The 14404-nt window shown below is 59.5% G+C and carries 17 protein-coding genes and 1 riboswitch; of the genes, 9 read left to right on the top strand and 8 right to left on the bottom strand.

Features of this window, described 5'->3' with window-relative positions; all coding sequences use genetic code 11:
• Window positions 1-125 precede the first annotated feature (125 nt).
• From ACR0I8_RS19120 to ACR0I8_RS19105, 4 genes are all read left to right on the top strand, one after another.
• Complete coding sequence (locus tag ACR0I8_RS19120; protein ID WP_170379731.1) at window positions 126-992, top strand: branched-chain amino acid aminotransferase; 867 nt, start codon at window positions 126-128, stop codon at window positions 990-992.
• Between the two features lie 110 nt (window positions 993-1102).
• The gene (locus ACR0I8_RS19115; protein WP_170692447.1) at window positions 1103-2053 is read left to right on the top strand and encodes an AraC family transcriptional regulator; all 951 of its coding nucleotides are present in this window, start codon (window positions 1103-1105) and stop codon (window positions 2051-2053) included.
• A gap of 111 nt (window positions 2054-2164) precedes the next feature.
• Window positions 2165-2530, top strand: a complete 366-nt coding sequence (locus ACR0I8_RS19110) for an SPW repeat domain-containing protein (RefSeq protein ID WP_170692347.1) — start codon at window positions 2165-2167, stop codon at window positions 2528-2530.
• A gap of 251 nt (window positions 2531-2781) precedes the next feature.
• Complete coding sequence (locus ACR0I8_RS19105) at window positions 2782-2970, top strand: hypothetical protein (protein WP_170692344.1); 189 nt, start codon at window positions 2782-2784, stop codon at window positions 2968-2970.
• Here ACR0I8_RS19105 and cobO read toward each other — a convergent pair.
• The 5 genes from cobO to ACR0I8_RS19080 form a co-directional block, all read right to left on the bottom strand.
• Entirely contained in the window at window positions 2964-3563 is a 600-nt protein-coding gene (cobO, locus tag ACR0I8_RS19100; protein ID WP_170692341.1) for a cob(I)yrinic acid a,c-diamide adenosyltransferase, read from the bottom strand. The genes ACR0I8_RS19105 and cobO overlap by 7 nt on opposite strands.
• Before the next feature lie 56 nt (window positions 3564-3619).
• Window positions 3620-4555, bottom strand: coding sequence for a DMT family transporter (locus ACR0I8_RS19095; RefSeq protein WP_170692338.1), 936 nt, complete (start codon window positions 4553-4555; stop codon window positions 3620-3622).
• 54 nt (window positions 4556-4609) lie between these two features.
• On the bottom strand, window positions 4610-5272 hold the full coding sequence (locus tag ACR0I8_RS19090; RefSeq protein ID WP_170692335.1) for an HD domain-containing protein: 663 nt from the start codon (window positions 5270-5272) through the stop codon (window positions 4610-4612).
• Window positions 5256-6356 carry a chorismate synthase gene (gene aroC, locus ACR0I8_RS19085; protein ID WP_170692332.1) on the bottom strand — a complete coding sequence of 367 codons (1101 nt, stop codon included), beginning with the start codon at window positions 6354-6356 and terminating at the stop codon, window positions 5256-5258. Before aroC ends, ACR0I8_RS19090 begins: the two co-directional genes overlap by 17 nt.
• Before the next feature lie 140 nt (window positions 6357-6496).
• The gene (locus ACR0I8_RS19080; RefSeq protein WP_170692329.1) at window positions 6497-6934 is read right to left on the bottom strand and encodes a 6,7-dimethyl-8-ribityllumazine synthase; all 438 of its coding nucleotides are present in this window, start codon (window positions 6932-6934) and stop codon (window positions 6497-6499) included.
• A 75-nt stretch (window positions 6935-7009) separates the two neighbouring features.
• Window positions 7010-7164, bottom strand: a riboswitch (FMN riboswitch).
• Between the two features lie 54 nt (window positions 7165-7218).
• Here ACR0I8_RS19080 and ACR0I8_RS19075 point away from each other — a divergent pair.
• Together ACR0I8_RS19075 and ACR0I8_RS19070 are read left to right on the top strand one after the other, a co-directional pair.
• Complete coding sequence (locus ACR0I8_RS19075) at window positions 7219-7848, top strand: FMN-binding negative transcriptional regulator (protein WP_170692326.1); 630 nt, start codon at window positions 7219-7221, stop codon at window positions 7846-7848.
• A 56-nt stretch (window positions 7849-7904) separates the two neighbouring features.
• Entirely contained in the window at window positions 7905-8513 is a 609-nt protein-coding gene (locus ACR0I8_RS19070; RefSeq protein WP_170692323.1) for a glutathione S-transferase, read from the top strand.
• A 3-nt stretch (window positions 8514-8516) separates the two neighbouring features.
• Here the strand turns inward: ACR0I8_RS19070 and ACR0I8_RS19065 are convergent, their stop codons facing one another.
• Window positions 8517-8960: a c-type cytochrome gene (locus ACR0I8_RS19065; RefSeq protein WP_170692320.1), complete on the bottom strand. Its 444-nt coding sequence runs from the start codon at window positions 8958-8960 to the stop codon at window positions 8517-8519.
• Between the two features lie 462 nt (window positions 8961-9422).
• Between ACR0I8_RS19065 and petA the strand changes: the two genes are divergently transcribed.
• Genes petA through ACR0I8_RS19050 form a run of 3 tightly spaced genes read left to right on the top strand, consistent with a single transcriptional unit; the run spans window position 9423 to window position 12159 of the window.
• Complete coding sequence (gene petA, locus ACR0I8_RS19060) at window positions 9423-10007, top strand: ubiquinol-cytochrome c reductase iron-sulfur subunit (RefSeq protein ID WP_170692317.1); 585 nt, start codon at window positions 9423-9425, stop codon at window positions 10005-10007.
• A 14-nt stretch (window positions 10008-10021) separates the two neighbouring features.
• The gene (gene petB, locus ACR0I8_RS19055) at window positions 10022-11353 is read left to right on the top strand and encodes a cytochrome b (RefSeq protein ID WP_170379706.1); all 1332 of its coding nucleotides are present in this window, start codon (window positions 10022-10024) and stop codon (window positions 11351-11353) included.
• Window positions 11354-11370: 17 nt separating this feature from the next.
• Entirely contained in the window at window positions 11371-12159 is a 789-nt protein-coding gene (locus tag ACR0I8_RS19050) for a cytochrome c1 (protein ID WP_170644066.1), read from the top strand.
• A gap of 140 nt (window positions 12160-12299) precedes the next feature.
• Here ACR0I8_RS19050 and mtaB read toward each other — a convergent pair whose 3' ends face one another.
• Together mtaB and dapF are read right to left on the bottom strand one after the other, a co-directional pair.
• Window positions 12300-13556 carry a tRNA (N(6)-L-threonylcarbamoyladenosine(37)-C(2))-methylthiotransferase MtaB gene (mtaB, locus tag ACR0I8_RS19045; protein WP_170692313.1) on the bottom strand — a complete coding sequence of 419 codons (1257 nt, stop codon included), beginning with the start codon at window positions 13554-13556 and terminating at the stop codon, window positions 12300-12302.
• Window positions 13553-14395, bottom strand: coding sequence for a diaminopimelate epimerase (gene dapF / locus ACR0I8_RS19040; RefSeq protein ID WP_170379700.1), 843 nt, complete (start codon window positions 14393-14395; stop codon window positions 13553-13555). Before dapF ends, mtaB begins: the two co-directional genes overlap by 4 nt.
• Window positions 14396-14404: the final 9 nt, after the last annotated feature.

Here is a 14404-nt window from a genome sequence, read left to right as displayed (position 1 = left end):
AGTCAGCCTTATTGACATTCCAAGGGCAGACAGGTATCGAATCGCAGTTTTTGCGCAAGATTGTGTCCGCTCCGGTCCTAACTAGCGCAACATTCGCAAATTCAACCCGGTTCAGGAGGTTTCGCATGGCGGGGTATGATGATCGTGATGGCACCATCTGGTTGGATGGCAAGCTGGTCCCATGGCGCGAGGCCAATGTCCACATCCTGACACATGCGATGCACTACGCCTCGTCCGTGTTCGAGGGCGAGCGCGCCTATAACGGCAAGATCTTCAAAAGCCGGGAACATTCCGAACGTCTGATCGCCTCGGCCGAGGCGCTGGACATGCCGATGCCTTACGATGTGGATCAGATCGAGGCCGCCAAGGAAGAGGCCCTGAAAGCCAGCGGTCTGCAGGACGCTTACGTCCGCGCGCTGGTCTGGCGTGGTTCGGGCGAGGATATGGGCGTGGCCTCGGCCAAGAACCCCGTGCGGATGGCTGTCGCCGTCTGGCCGTGGGGGGCCTACTACGGCGACGCCAAGATGCAAGGTGCCAAGCTGGACATCGCCGAATGGAAACGCCCCAGCCCGGAAACCATCCCCGTGCATGCCAAAGCGGCGGGTCTCTACATGATCTGCACCATCTCCAAGCATAAGGCCGAGGCTAAGGGCTGCTCGGACGCGCTGTTTATGGATTGGCGCGGCTATGTGGCCGAGGCCACCGGGGCCAACGTCTTCTTCGTCAAGGATGGTGAGGTCCACACACCGCTGGCAGATTGCTTCCTGAACGGCATCACCCGCCAGACCGTCATCCAGATGCTGAAAGACAAGGGCATTACCGTGCATGAGCGCCGCATCAAGCCCGAGGAAATGGCCGATTTCGAACAATGCTGGCTGACCGGTACAGCGGCCGAGGTTACTCCGGTCGGGCAGATTGGCGACTACACCTTTGAAGTGGGTGATCTGACCCGCGAAATCGCGGAAGATTACGAGAAACTCGTTCGCGCCTGACAAGATCTGAACCCCCGCTCCGGCGGGGGTTTTTGTTGCAGATCGTGCAGAGTGTCTTGCAGATCGTTCAACAGCATGGACCTTGGCGTGCCGCGCTGTATCTTTGGCCTATGTTGGACCTACTCAGCGATATCCTCACCCGCCTGTCCCTGCGCGGTACGTTCTATTTCCGAACCTCCTTCACACCGCCTTTCGGGATTCAGGTGCCCGGCTTTGAAAACGTGGCCCGGTTTCATTTCGTCCAGCGCGGAGAGCTGAAGGTCCACATCCCGGCAACTGGCGAGACTGTGCGTCTGAAACAGGGCGATCTGATCGTGATCCCGCATGGCGCGCAACATGCGCTGCTGTGCAATGAGGTCAGGCCGTTTGACGCCTTACCATTGGAACAGGTCCTCGACATCGCGGGCTATACCGGTGACGGCGTTCTGGTCTATGGCGGCGGGGACGAAGAACGCGATACCCAACTGATCTGCGGGCATTTTTCCTTCACTGGACCGGCTGGCCGGAATGGCACCGGTCATATGCTGATCGACCGGCTGCCGCCTTACATCCTGATCCAGAACTACGGACAAGAAGCGGGATCGTGGATCGAGGCCACCCTGCGCATGATCGGCTCAGAAGTGTCCGGCGCGCGGATTGGCGGTGACCTGATTGCTCTGAAACTGTCCGAAGTGCTGTTTGCTCAGGCGATCCGGGCCTATTTGGAGCATCAAAGCCCTGACGATGACGCCTTGGCCGGGTTTGCCGACCCACGAATCTCGCGCGCTTTGACCGCGTTCCACCAAGCCCCCGCGCAGGAATGGAGCGTGGCCAGCCTTGCCAACGAGGCAGCGATGTCGCGCACGGCCTTCGCTCAGCTCTTTGCCGAGAAGATGGGAACCACCCCGATGCAATATCTGACGGACTGGAGGATGCAGATCGCCTGCCACGGTCTGACCGAGGGGCGTTGGAACGTGGCCGACGCCGCAGCCGAGGCCGGATATGCATCTGAGGCGGCGTTTTCGCGGGTGTTCAAGAAGCAGGTCGGAGTATCCCCGGCCGCTTATCGCGAGATGCACTGATTCACCAATACTTCTGAACGATCTGCAATGTTTTGCAAACGATCTGGGCTGCTGCGGTCCCAATGCAGGTCCTATTCTTGATCTGTCTCTGATTGAGGAAAGGAAACCCAGATGTCCCTCCGTTTTGTCACACGCAATATTCACGCTTATCTCGACTATCCCGTTGCCATTGCGTTGATGGTGCTGCCCTTTGTTCTGGGGTTGGGCCAATCCAACCCGCTGGCGCTTTGGCTGTCCGTTGTCACTGGCGTTGCCGCTTTCGTCCTGACGGTGTTCACCGACCATCACCTGGGGATTTGGCGGGTGTTGCCTTACAAACTGCACCTCGCGGTGGATCTGGCCGTTGGTGTGACCTTCCTATTGGCCCCCAGCCTGCTTGGCTTTTCGGGAATCGACGCGTTGTTCTACTGGCTGAACGGGGCCGCTGTAGTCGCTGTGATCTCGCTCAGCGCGCCTGAACAGACCGCAGCGGCCTGATTCCAGTCTATCCCTCACTGCTCAAAGCCGCGCCATCTTGCGCGGCTTTTCCCTTTTTTAGGATCTGCTTTTCCGGGCAAAGCAGGCTCGCTATCTTGCCCGGTCGTTTCCCTTGCAAAAACCGACAAAAACAGTCAGAAAAAATCAACGCCAGATGAATCGATCAAGCACATGGTTCCGGGGCGGTCTGTGGGCTCAGCAAGTTCAGTCGTGATGGCCCGCCACCGTTCCGGGAACGACCGAGGGCACCGATGCGTACCAGATTTGAAGAGCTGCTATCCGACCCGTGTTGCGCGTCCTGCGATTGCGACGCACTAGCCTCGGATGTCGCGGCCTATCTGGATCGCAAGACCTGCGACGCAGAAAAATGCCGAGAGCTGAACCAACAGCCCTCGGACGATGTTCTCAGAGAAACACCCAAAAGGGCGCGCGGTCAGTAGTCCACGCCGCGCTGGGCTTTGATTCCGGCCTTGAAAGGGTGCTTTTCTTCGGTCATCTCGGTAACCAGATCGGCATAGTCCCGCAGTTCTTGCGGGGCATCACGTCCCGTCAGGAATACGCTGGTCTTGTCGGAGCGGCCATTCAACCCCTCGATCACACGCTCAACTGACAGGTATTCGTAGCGCAGCGCGATGTTGATCTCATCCAGTACGACCAGATCGTAGTCTCCGCTGGCCATCAGGTCGCAAGCCTTATCGAACGCGGCTGTGGCGGCCGCGATGTCGCGCTCGCGATCCTGAGTGTCCCAGGTGAAGCCTTCGCCCATCGTGTGCCACGTCACCAGATCGCGTTCTTCGAAAAAACGCCGCTCGCCGGTTTTCCATTTGCCCTTGATGAACTGAACAACGGCCACCTTCTGCCCCCAGCCAAGTGCACGGATCACCACTCCAAAAGCGGCCGAGGATTTGCCCTTGCCCTTGCCGGTATTGATCAGCACCAGGCCACGGTCAGGGTCGACCGCTTCGGACACTTTCTTGCGGTGCTTGGCCTGCACCTCTTGCATCTTTTCCTTGTGGTCTTGTGCGTCACTCATGTGGAGCCCTCATTAATTGTTGCGCTCAAACTAAGCGAAGTTGGCGAAAGGTAAAGTCACGGTTTGTGGTCCGTCAGAGACCGCGCCTTGCCGCGCTCCAACCCCAGCTGATGCTCGCGCCAGACCACGACCACATTGCCTGCAATCACCAGCGCAGCCCCCAGCAAGATCGCCAGCGTTGGCAGCTCATCGAACCAGAAATAGCTGATCGCAATGGCGAATAGCATGGTTGTGTAGTCATACGGCGCTAGCATCGACGCCTGACCAAACCGATAGGACGAGGTCACAAGGATTTGCGCAACCCCACCAATCAGGCCCACAACGACCAACAACAGAGCCTGATCCAGTGTCGGCATGGTCCAACCCCAAAACGCAGTGAGCGATGATAGCAGCGTTGCCGTGATCGAGAAATAGAACACGATGGCGGCGGGGTGGTCGACCTTGACCAATTGCCGGATATGGATTTGCACAAAGGCCCGCGCGATGGTCGCGGCCAGAACGCAAAGGGCGCCAATCGTTGCCGCCACCTCCATCTCCGTGCTACCGAGCCGGGGCAAGAGCATGATCAGAACCCCCACCAGCCCCAGCATCACCGCACCGATGCGGATCATGCGAATGCGCTCACCCAACAGCAATGCGGCCAGGACGAGGGTAAAAATCGGGGTCGCGTAGCCAATGGCGGTGACCTCGGGCAAAGGCAGCAGGCTGAGGCCGGTAAAGGTCAAGCCCATTGCGCTGGTGCCCAGAACACCGCGCCAGAAATGGCCCATGGGTTTCTTGACGACAAAACCCTGCGACAGCTCCCCGCGCCAGATCAGCCAGGCGATGATGACGGGAATCGCCAGGAGAGACCGGAAAAAGACCAGCTCACCCGGTGGAAAATCTTCGGACAACGCCTTGACCAAGGCCGACATCAAGGTGAACAGCATCAAGGCGGCCAATTTCAGGCCCACAGCAAGAGCCGGGCGGTGCGATGTCAAGGATTGTGCCATTGGCCGGGAACCTGCGCTTTTGGCGCGGAAAGATCAACGACGGGATTGTACCAATCAGGGGGTTTCCCATGGCGCGGGCACGGGGTGGCCGATTTCATCCGCGAAGGCCCTGAGGAATTCTAGCATCTGCGCCCTGCGTTCTTGTGCCAGAGCATGACCCGCCTCGGTCAACATGTCGTCGGGCAGGTTAAGCAGTTTCACTTTCCAATGGTCGATTGAAAATCTCAGGTCGTCCAGATCGCGCGCTTCGGCAAATGGATCCTCGGGGTCGTAGAGATCCCGGCCCAATGCACCAGCCACCGCAAAAGTGCGCGCGATACCGATGGCCCCCAGCGCATCGAGCCGGTCCGCATCTCGCAGGATGCGGGCTTCGGATGTGCGGGGTGGAATGTTGGCCGAGAAGCTGTGCGCCTCAATCGCGTGTTGGGTGGCTTCGATCTGCGCGTCAGAAAAGCCCAATTCCTGCAGAATAGGCACTGATTCCCGCGCGGATTTGCGTGAGGCCAAGTGGCGGTTCGGGTCGTTCTTTGGCAGGTTGATCAGATCATGCAGGTAACTGGCGGCCAGCAGCACGGCCATGTCCGCCTGATCATCCGCAATCGCTTGAGCATTCCGCCAGACGCGGTCCAGATGGGCCAGATCATGAGCCGGATCGGTTTGCATACGCTGCGCGACGATGCCGCGCAGGCGTGTGCGCAGATCAGCCGATATGTCCACGGTTCTCGCCAATCTGGCCTCGGTGCAGCAGCAGATGGTCAAGGATCACGCAAGCCATCATCGCCTCACCCACCGGCACGGCGCGGATACCGACGCAAGGGTCGTGGCGGCCTTTAGTAATGATCTCGGTTTCCTCGCCGGATTTGGTGATCGTCTTGCGCGTGGTCAGTATTGACGAGGTCGGTTTGACCGCAAAGCGCACCACAACGTCCTGTCCGGTCGAGATGCCACCCAGAATGCCGCCCGCATGGTTCGAGCTGTATTGAGGGCCGTTCTGGCCCATGAAAATCTCATCCGCATTGGCCTCACCGGTCAGTTCGGCGGCAGCCATGCCTTCGCCGATCTCGACGCCTTTGACTGCGTTGATCGACATCATCGCGGCGGCCAGATCAGTGTCTAACTTGGCGTATATCGGTGCGCCCAGCCCGGCGGGGACGCCGCGCGCGACGACTTCAACGATCGCACCGACCGAGTTGCCGGACTTGCGCAGATCATCCAAATAGGCGGCCCAGTCCTCGGCGGCTTGGGCGTCAGGCGTCCAGAAGGGGTTCTGTTCGATCTGCGACCAGTCGAAATTGGCGCGGTCGAATTTGTGCGGGCCGATCTGGGTCATGTAGCCGGTGATCTGCACATTGGGTGCGATCTGTTTGATCGCTTCGCGCGCCAGCCCTCCAGCCGCGACGCGCGAGGCGGTTTCACGGGCCGAGCTGCGCCCTCCGCCGCGATAGTCGCGGATGCCGTATTTCTGCCAGTACGTGATATCGGCATGTCCCGGGCGGAACTTCTCCATGATATCACCGTAGTCTTTTGAGCGCTGATCGGTGTTCTCGATCATCAACTGAACCGGCGTGCCAGTGGTCTGACCTTCGAACACGCCCGAGAGGATTTTGACCTGATCAGGTTCGCGCCGTTGGGTGGTGAATTTGTTCTGCCCCGGTTTGCGCTTGTCCAGCCAGAGCTGGATCATCGCCTCGTCGATCTGCACGCCGGGAGGGCAGCCGTCGACCGTCGCGCCCAAAGCGGGCCCGTGGCTTTCGCCCCAGGTGGTGACGCGGAAGAGGTGTCCAAAGCTGTTCATCGACATGGGGCGGGCTCCTTTGCGGGGTTGTGATTAGCGGGGAGAGCCTTTGGCCTCAAGTGGATTTGCGTTTGAAATGGGGGAAGGGGCTCTGCCCCCGTCGCGCAAGCGCGCCTCCCCCGAGGTATTTTCAAACAGAAGAAGGATCAGGTTGCGTTGATCGTTTGACGGGTTTTCGTGATGTTGAGGGCGGCGTTGGCAGCCTCGCGCCCTTTTTGCACGAAGTGGTCGCGGTAGATGGCGTTGTGGTGGTCGGTTTCCTGATATTGGTGTGGGGTGAGCGAGACCGACAGCACCGGAACGCCGGTGTCGAGGCTTGCGCGCATCAGGCCATCAACCACCGCCTGGGCCACGAAATCGTGACGGTAGATGCCTCCATCAACCACGAAGGCAGCGCAGGCGACGGCTGCGTATTGACCGGTTTGGGCCAAATCACGCGCGATCAGGGGCATTTCAAACGCGCCGGGGACGTCGAACACGTCAACCTGATCGGCTGGGATGAGTTCCACAAACCCCTCGAGCGCGCGGTCAACGATATCGGAGTGCCAGTTGGCTTTGACGAAAGCATAGCGGGTGTGTGTCATCATGATCTCCTTAGCAAAACAGACACTTCACCCAAGGCGATCACGAGCAGACACGCCGTATCACCGACGCATCTGGCACGTTCTCTTTCATCCGGACTTTAACCGTCGGCTCTGGCCTCTCACCAGATCTGCTGACACCCTTTGGTAAACACTGCGGGGCCGCTCGCGGGCTTACGGGTCGTCGCCCGCATACCGCCGGTGGGGAATTTCACCCCGCCCTGAGAACGAGGCGGACCTTGCATAGATTGGGCCTCCTCTGCAAGAGATTTGGCAGGAGGAATCTCATGCACCCGAATCCCGCATTTCGCGCTGAGGAGATCAGCCGACATATTGCGTTTGCCCGCGAACGCGCCTTTGGCGTTTTGGCCGTGTCGACGGATGCCGCGCCTTTGATCAGCCACGTGCCATTTCTTTTGTCCGAAGATGGCACGGTGGCGGAGCTACATCTTGTCCGCTCGAATCCGATTGTCCGGCTTTTGAAGACGCCGCAGGCAGCGCGAATCGCGGTTTCTGGTCCGGACAGCTATGTCTCGCCCGATTGGTATGGGGTGAGCGATCAGGTGCCGACATGGAACTATGTCGCCGTTCATCTGATCGGCGTTCTGGAACTGCGCCGGGCGGATGAGATGCGAGACCTGTTGGACCGGCAGTCGGCGTTTTTCGAAGACCGGCTACGCCCGAAGCCGCCCTGGCACAGCGGCAAGATGGATGACGACGCGCTGGAGCGGATGATGCGGATGATTCTGCCCTGCCGGATGCGGGTCGAGGATATTCAGGGCACGTGGAAGCTGAACCAGAACAAACCCGATGACGTTCGGATGCGGGCGGCAGAGCAGGTCGGGAATTTTGGAATCGGCTCGGCAGTGCAGGCCTTGCAGGCGTTGATGCGCGCTGTAGAGCCCTCGGGGAAATGACGGCTTTTGTTTTCTTCAACCTGCTGTAAGGTCGGCCCAAACAAAGGAGTGCGCGCATGAAACTCTATCACAGTCTAACTTCGCCTTACGTCCGTAAGGTCATGGTTTTGTTGCATGAAACAGAGCAGCTGGAGGATGTTGTGTTGGAAACGGTGGCAGGTACACCTTTGGCTCCGGCAGGGCCCTTAATCGGCAAGGCTCCTTTGACCAAGGTTCCGGCGCTGGAGCGGCCCGACGGCCCGACCCTATTCGACAGTCGCGTGATCTGCGCCTTTCTGGATGACCGCGCCGGGGGGCGGTTTTATCCCGAGGGTGCGCGGCGCTGGGATGTTCTGACGCTTGAGGCACTGGCAGATGGCGTTCTGGATGCCGCGCTTCTGATGACCTACGAAAGCCGGCTGCGTCCCGAAGACAAGCAATGGGATGAGTGGGTCGATTCGCAATGGGTCAAGGTCGAGCGCGCCTGTGCCGTCCTGAACCAGCGTTGGATGGCACATCTGTCGGGGCCGCTGGACATGGGGCAAGTGGCTGTGGGATGCGCGCTGGGCTATCTGGATCTGCGCCACGATGCGCGGGGCTGGCGCAAGGGCAATGATGCCCTCGCAACCTGGTTTGCCGAGTTTGATGCGCGCCCGAGCATGGTCGCCACGCGCCCGGTGACGTAAACCTTACTGGCTGAACGTCGCCAGATAGGCGGCGATGTCGTCCGCGCCTTTCTTGAGCTTCACACTCATATTGGGGCGGGCGGTATCGTCCTGCAGGTACTCTTTGATGAACCCGATCGGGTCTTCGGAGTAAGCGGCGATGTTTTCCTCGGTCCAGACAAGACCTGCGTCACCGGCGCGGATCATGTCGTCGGTGAACATGCCGATGGGCAGGCGTTCGCTGCCATAGCGATAGTCGTTCTCGGATCCGGCGGTGCGGCCCACAACCCCGTATAGGTTGGGGCCTGTGATGCCGCCTTTGACCAGAACCTCGCCATCCTTGATGATCGCGTGGCAGGCCGAGCAGCGGTTGTAGAGTTTTTCGCCTTTGGCGGGGTCTCCGGCCGCGGTGGCTTGGGTCGAAATAGAAATCGTTAACAGAACGGCGGCCAAGTGGGTCTTTGACATGGGGTGTCTCCTGATCGGCGTTCGCGCGAAACCGGGCATCAGGTATTCGCGCAATAAGTGCAACAGGAAACAGCCTCGTTCGCGGCGCGAAAAATCGTCTATTTCAGGCATATGATTTGTTGCTGAACAAACCCGGTTTCGGATGTCGGATTTTTCAGATTTTCGCACCAATGCGACCCGCTTATGCTGTCGGTCCGGGTTCGCTGACCCCGGTCAGATCGGGGTCACAGGGCGCGAATCAAATGGGGCTGATTCGACGCGTCGTCGAAACATGAGGGCGAGAAACATCAAAAAGACTGCCCCGCGCGATGATAAATTACGCAGATGCGGCGTATTGCGCATTCAACACCGCTGGACGAATACTATTCTGCTCGGTAGAGAATTCCGCTAAGACCCGGCATCCGTGCCGGGTTCCAGCTATTGGCCCGTTCGCACGGGCGCTAGACAATCGGAGAAAACCTCGTGTCCCACGTAGAAGACCACGAAGGCACCCGCAGAGATTTCCTGTACTACGTCGCGGGCGGCGCAGGGGTCGTAGCGACCGGTGCTGCGGTATGGCCTATGATCAATCAGATGAACCCGTCGGCGGATGTGCAGGCTCTGTCCTCGATCCGTACGGATGTAAGCGGGGTTGAGCCGGGTACACAGCTGACGGTCAAGTGGCTGGGTAAACCGGTCTTCATCCGTCACCGCACCGGCGCTGAAATCGTCGAAGCGCAGCAGCAGGACGAAGAAGCGGTAGGTAACCTGCCTGACCCGCTGGCCCGGAACTTCAACATCAACGCCGATGCACCCGCGACCGACGCAAACCGCGTCATGCCATCGCCCGAAGGCGAGGCAGAGGGCGCGTGGATCGTTCAGATGGGCGTTTGTACCCACCTGGGCTGCGTGCCTCTGGGTGATGCAGGCGACTTTGGCGGCTGGTTCTGCCCCTGCCACGGCTCGCACTACGATCTGGCAGGCCGGATCCGCAAAGGCCCCGCGCCTGAGAACCTGCCGATCCCACCGGTCGAGTGGGTCGACGCTTCAACCATTAAACTCGGCTAAGGGAGACCCAACTTATGTCCGGCATTCCCCACGATCACTACGAGCCGAAGTCAAACGGCGAAAAGTGGCTGCACAGCCGCCTTCCCATTGTCGGCCTGATGTACGACACCCTGATGATCCCCACGCCCAAGAACCTGAACTGGATGTGGATCTGGGGCATCGTTCTGGCCTTCTGCCTGGTGCTGCAAATCGTCACCGGCATCATGCTGGTTATGCACTACACGCCGCATGTCGATCTGGCCTTTGCCAGCGTCGAACACATCATGCGCAATGTGAATGGCGGTTACTTCATCCGCTACCTGCACATGAACGGCGCATCGCTGTTCTTTGTCGCGGTCTACATTCACATGTTCCGTGGTCTCTACTACGGCTCATACAAAGCCCCGCGTGAGATCACGTGGATCATCGGTATGCTGATCTACCTGATGATGATGGGCACAGCCTTCATGGGCTACGTTCTGCCTTGGGGTCAGATGTCCTTCTGGGGTGCGACCGTGATCACCGGCCTGTTTGGTGCGATCCCGTTTGTGGGTGATGCGCTGCAGACATGGCTGCTGGGCGGACCCGCTGTGGATAACGCCACGCTGAACCGCTTCTTCTCGCTGCACTATCTGCTGCCGTTCATTATTGCGGCGCTGGTTATCGTGCATATCTGGGCCTTCCACACCACCGGCAACAACAACCCCACGGGTGTTGAAGTGCGTCGCGGCTCAAAGGCCGAGGCTGAGAAAGACACGCTGCCCTTCTGGCCGTATTTCGTGATCAAGGATCTGTTCGCTCTGGCGGTCATCCTTGTCGTGTTCTGGGCCATCGTGGGCTTTATGCCGAACTATCTGGGCCACCCCGATAACTATATCGAGGCCAACCCGCTTGTGACGCCTGCACATATCGTGCCCGAATGGTACTTCCTGCCGTTCTACGCGATCCTGCGCGCCTTCACCGGTGAGGTCTGGGTTGTTCAGTTCGCCAGCTTCATCACCGGCGGCATCATTGATGCGAAATTCTTCGGTGTTCTGGCGATGTTCGGTGCGATCCTGGCCATGGCTCTGGCGCCCTGGCTGGACACCTCGACTGTGCGTTCAGGTCGGTATCGTCCGATGTTCAAATGGTGGTTCTACCTGCTGATTATCGACTTCTTTGCTCTGATGTGGCTGGGTGCGATGCCCGCGGAAGAACCCTATGCGACCTTCTCGCTGATCGCCTCTGCGTACTGGTTTGCGTATTTCCTCGTAATCCTGCCGCTGCTTGGCGTGATCGAGAAACCTCTGGCCCCGCCTGAGACCATCGAAGAAGACTTCAACGCGCATTATGGCAAGGCTGACGCCGACGCCACGCCGGCCGAGTAAGAAGAGGGACCGGAAACATGTTCAAGAAACTTGCAATCGGCGCTGCGTTTGCCCTGGCCCTTACCCCTGCCGCTTCCTTTGCGGCAGGCGACTACGACACTCATATCGAGGATTTCGACTTCTCGTTTGAGGGTCCGTTTGGAACCTGGGATCAGAACCAGCTGCAACGCGGTCTTCAGGTCTATACCGAAGTCTGCGCGGCCTGCCACGGCCTGCAATACGTTCCTTTGCGCGATCTGGAAGCGCTGGGTTACAGTGAAGAGCAGGTGATCACTTATGCGGCGGACAATTTCGAGGTTTTCGACCCCGAATTGGACGATTTCCGCCCGGCGATCCCGACTGACCACTTCCCGGCGAACAACGGTGTTGGCGCGCCGGACCTGAGCCTGATGGCCAAAGCGCGCGCGGGTTTCCACGGCCCCTACGGTCTTGGCATCAACCAGCTGGTCAAAGGCATGGGCGGCGCGGAATACATCGCCTCTCTGCTGGACGGCTACACTGGTGAGGAGAAGGAAGAGGCAGGCACGATCCTTTACGAAAACAAGGCCTTCCCCGGAGGCTGGATTTCGATGGGCCCGCCGCTGTCCGAAGATCAGGTTGAATTCGCCGATGGCCACGCGGCCACCGTCGAAGCGATGTCCGAAGACGTTGCAGCCTTCCTGATGTGGGCTGCGGAGCCTAAGCTGACCGACCGCAAGAACGCTGGTTTCGTCGGCGTGATCTTCCTGACCGTCCTGTCGGTGCTGCTATATCTGGTGAACAAGCGTCTGTGGGCGCCGCACAAGGGCAAGCTGCGCGAGCAGTGAAGCTTTTGAGCTTTTGAAATTGAAAACCCCCGCGCCTTTCAGGTTGCGGGGGTTTTTCTTTTTGAAGGAGCAGAGGGGCCAGCCCCTCTTGGCCTACGGCCAATTCACCCCGAGATATTTTTGGCCAGATGAAGAGTGGATCAGGCTTGAAGCTGGGTTGCTGTTTGCCCTGTGATCGTCGCGGTGACGATCTGGCCTTCGGGATGGGGCGCGTCGAAACTGACCTCGGTGAATTGTTCGGTGCGGCCCATATGCGGGTTTTCCATCAGGATGTGATGGGTTTGACCGATTTGGGCCGAGAGGTGTTTGGCGACCTGCGCCTCCCCGGCTGTGCGCAGGCGCGCAGCGCGGTCCTTGATGATCTTGCCGTTGACCTGCTGTGGGATTCGTGCCGCTGGCGTGCCTTCGCGTTTGGAGTAGGGGAAGACATGCAGCCAGGTCAGGTTGCAGTCCGTGACCAGTTTGAGGGAGTTTTCGAAATGCGCCTCGGTTTCCGTTGGGAAGCCAGCGATGATGTCGGCGCCAAAGGTCATGTCGGGCCGCAGGCTGCGCGCCTCTTCGGTGAAACGGATGGCGTCATCGCGCAGGTGGCGGCGTTTCATCCGCTTCAGGATCAGGTCGTCGCCATGCTGCAGGGACAGGTGCAGATGCGGCATCAGGCGAGGCTCGGTCGCGATGGCGTGCATCAGGTTTTCGTCCACCTCGATCGAATCGATCGAGCTGATGCGCAGTCGCGGCAGGTCCGGCACGAGCTTCAGAATGCGCATGACCAGATCGCCCAGTTTGGGCTGCGCAGGCAGATCCGCGCCCCATGAGGTCAGGTCAACGCCGGTCAGGACAACCTCGTTATAGCCTTTGTCGATCAGCCGTTTGATCTGATCCACGACTACTCCAGCCGGCACACTGCGAGAGTTCCCGCGGCCATAGGGGATGATGCAGAAGGTACAGCGATGATCACAACCATTCTGGACCTGCACATAGGCGCGCGAGCGGGTTCCGAACCCGTCAATCAGGTGCCCTGCCGTTTCAGTGACCGACATGATGTCATCGACCTGAACGGTTTCGGTTTCGCCGATGAAGTCAGCCGCCATGCCTTTCCAGGTATCAGGCTGCATCTTCTCGGTATTGCCGATCACCGCATCAACCTCGTCCATGGCCGAGAAGGTCTGCGGTTCCGTCTGCGCAGCGCATCCGGTCACGATCAGGCGCGCATTGGGGTTTTCGCGGCGCAGCTTGCGAATCTCTTGCCGCGCCTTGCGAACCGCCTCGGCTGTCACGGCGCAGGTGTTCACGATCACCGCATCTTGCAGACCCGCTTGCTGAGATAGCTCTTTCATCGCCTCAGTCTCATAGGCGTTCAGGCGACAGCCCAGAGTGGTGAATTTCGGGGCGCTCATCCCAGTGACCTCAGAAATTCAGGGGTGAGAGTGCCCGAGAAAACATAGCAGGTCGGCCCGGTCATCCAGACGCCATCATCGCGCCAATCGATCCAGATAGTGCCGCCGTCCAGCTCGATCTGCACCTTGCGTCCCGTCAGACCGCGCCGGGCCGCAGCAACGGCCGTTGCGCAGGACGAAGACCCTGAGGCCAGCGTGATGCCCACGCCACGCTCCCAGACGCGCATACGGATGTGGTCCGGTCCGATCACCTGCGCCACCTGCACATTGGTGCGTTCGGGGTAAAGGGGGTGGTGTTCGTATCGCGCGCCGAACTCGGCCAGGGGAATCGCTTCGGCGTCGTCCACAAAAAACGTGCAATGGGGGTTGCCCATGCCGGTCGCCGAGGGTGTGCCCTCAATCGGGAGTTCCAGCGTTTCCATCTCTTCGCCCAGCGGTATGTCCTGCCAGTCCAGTTGAGGCTGTCCCATATTGACCGAGGTCAGGCCGTTGCCTGCATCCTGCGCGTATAAAGTGCCGCGTTCTGTCGTCAGGGTCAGGTCTGTTTTGCCGCTTTCTTCCATCAGGAAACGGGCGATACAACGCGTTGCGTTCCCGCAAGCGGCTGAGGTCGAACCGTCTGCGTTGTAGAACACGAGATGCGCGTCGGCCGCTCCGTTTTCGATTACGGCCAGTTGGTCGAATCCCACACCAAACTGGCGGTGTCCGATTCCCTTTGCCAACGCAGCGCTGATCGGCGTCGCCTGCGCGCGCGCGTCGACAATAACGAAGTCATTGCCCAGCCCGTGCATCTTCATGAAGGGCAAACCGGTATCGAGTCTCTGTTGCATGGCGGGCATATAACGTTG

This window comes from Ruegeria sp. BG9, assembly GCF_056538305.1.
Note: the sequence above shows the minus strand (reverse complement) of the source record. Positions and strands in the feature narration are given on the sequence as shown.

What these genes read in the sequence shown, in the direction of transcription:
- ACR0I8_RS19120 (WP_170379731.1), top strand. Translation starts at nt 126, where the DNA reads ATGGCGGGGTATGATGATCGTGATGGCACCATCTGGTTGGATGGCAAG.
- ACR0I8_RS19115 (WP_170692447.1), top strand. Translation starts at nt 1,103, where the DNA reads ATGTTGGACCTACTCAGCGATATCCTCACCCGCCTGTCCCTGCGCGGT.
- ACR0I8_RS19110 (WP_170692347.1), top strand. Translation starts at nt 2,165, where the DNA reads ATGTCCCTCCGTTTTGTCACACGCAATATTCACGCTTATCTCGACTAT.
- ACR0I8_RS19105 (WP_170692344.1), top strand. Translation starts at nt 2,782, where the DNA reads ATGCGTACCAGATTTGAAGAGCTGCTATCCGACCCGTGTTGCGCGTCC.
- cobO (WP_170692341.1), bottom strand. Translation starts at nt 3,563, where the DNA reads ATGAGTGACGCACAAGACCACAAGGAAAAGATGCAAGAGGTGCAGGCC.
- ACR0I8_RS19095 (WP_170692338.1), bottom strand. Translation starts at nt 4,555, where the DNA reads ATGGCACAATCCTTGACATCGCACCGCCCGGCTCTTGCTGTGGGCCTG.
- aroC (WP_170692332.1), bottom strand. Translation starts at nt 6,356, where the DNA reads ATGTCGATGAACAGCTTTGGACACCTCTTCCGCGTCACCACCTGGGGC.
- ACR0I8_RS19080 (WP_170692329.1), bottom strand. Translation starts at nt 6,934, where the DNA reads ATGACACACACCCGCTATGCTTTCGTCAAAGCCAACTGGCACTCCGAT.
- ACR0I8_RS19075 (WP_170692326.1), top strand. Translation starts at nt 7,219, where the DNA reads ATGCACCCGAATCCCGCATTTCGCGCTGAGGAGATCAGCCGACATATT.
- ACR0I8_RS19070 (WP_170692323.1), top strand. Translation starts at nt 7,905, where the DNA reads ATGAAACTCTATCACAGTCTAACTTCGCCTTACGTCCGTAAGGTCATG.
- ACR0I8_RS19065 (WP_170692320.1), bottom strand. Translation starts at nt 8,960, where the DNA reads ATGTCAAAGACCCACTTGGCCGCCGTTCTGTTAACGATTTCTATTTCG.
- petB (WP_170379706.1), top strand. Translation starts at nt 10,022, where the DNA reads ATGTCCGGCATTCCCCACGATCACTACGAGCCGAAGTCAAACGGCGAA.
- ACR0I8_RS19050 (WP_170644066.1), top strand. Translation starts at nt 11,371, where the DNA reads ATGTTCAAGAAACTTGCAATCGGCGCTGCGTTTGCCCTGGCCCTTACC.
- mtaB (WP_170692313.1), bottom strand. Translation starts at nt 13,556, where the DNA reads ATGAGCGCCCCGAAATTCACCACTCTGGGCTGTCGCCTGAACGCCTAT.
- dapF (WP_170379700.1), bottom strand. Translation starts at nt 14,395, where the DNA reads ATGCCCGCCATGCAACAGAGACTCGATACCGGTTTGCCCTTCATGAAG.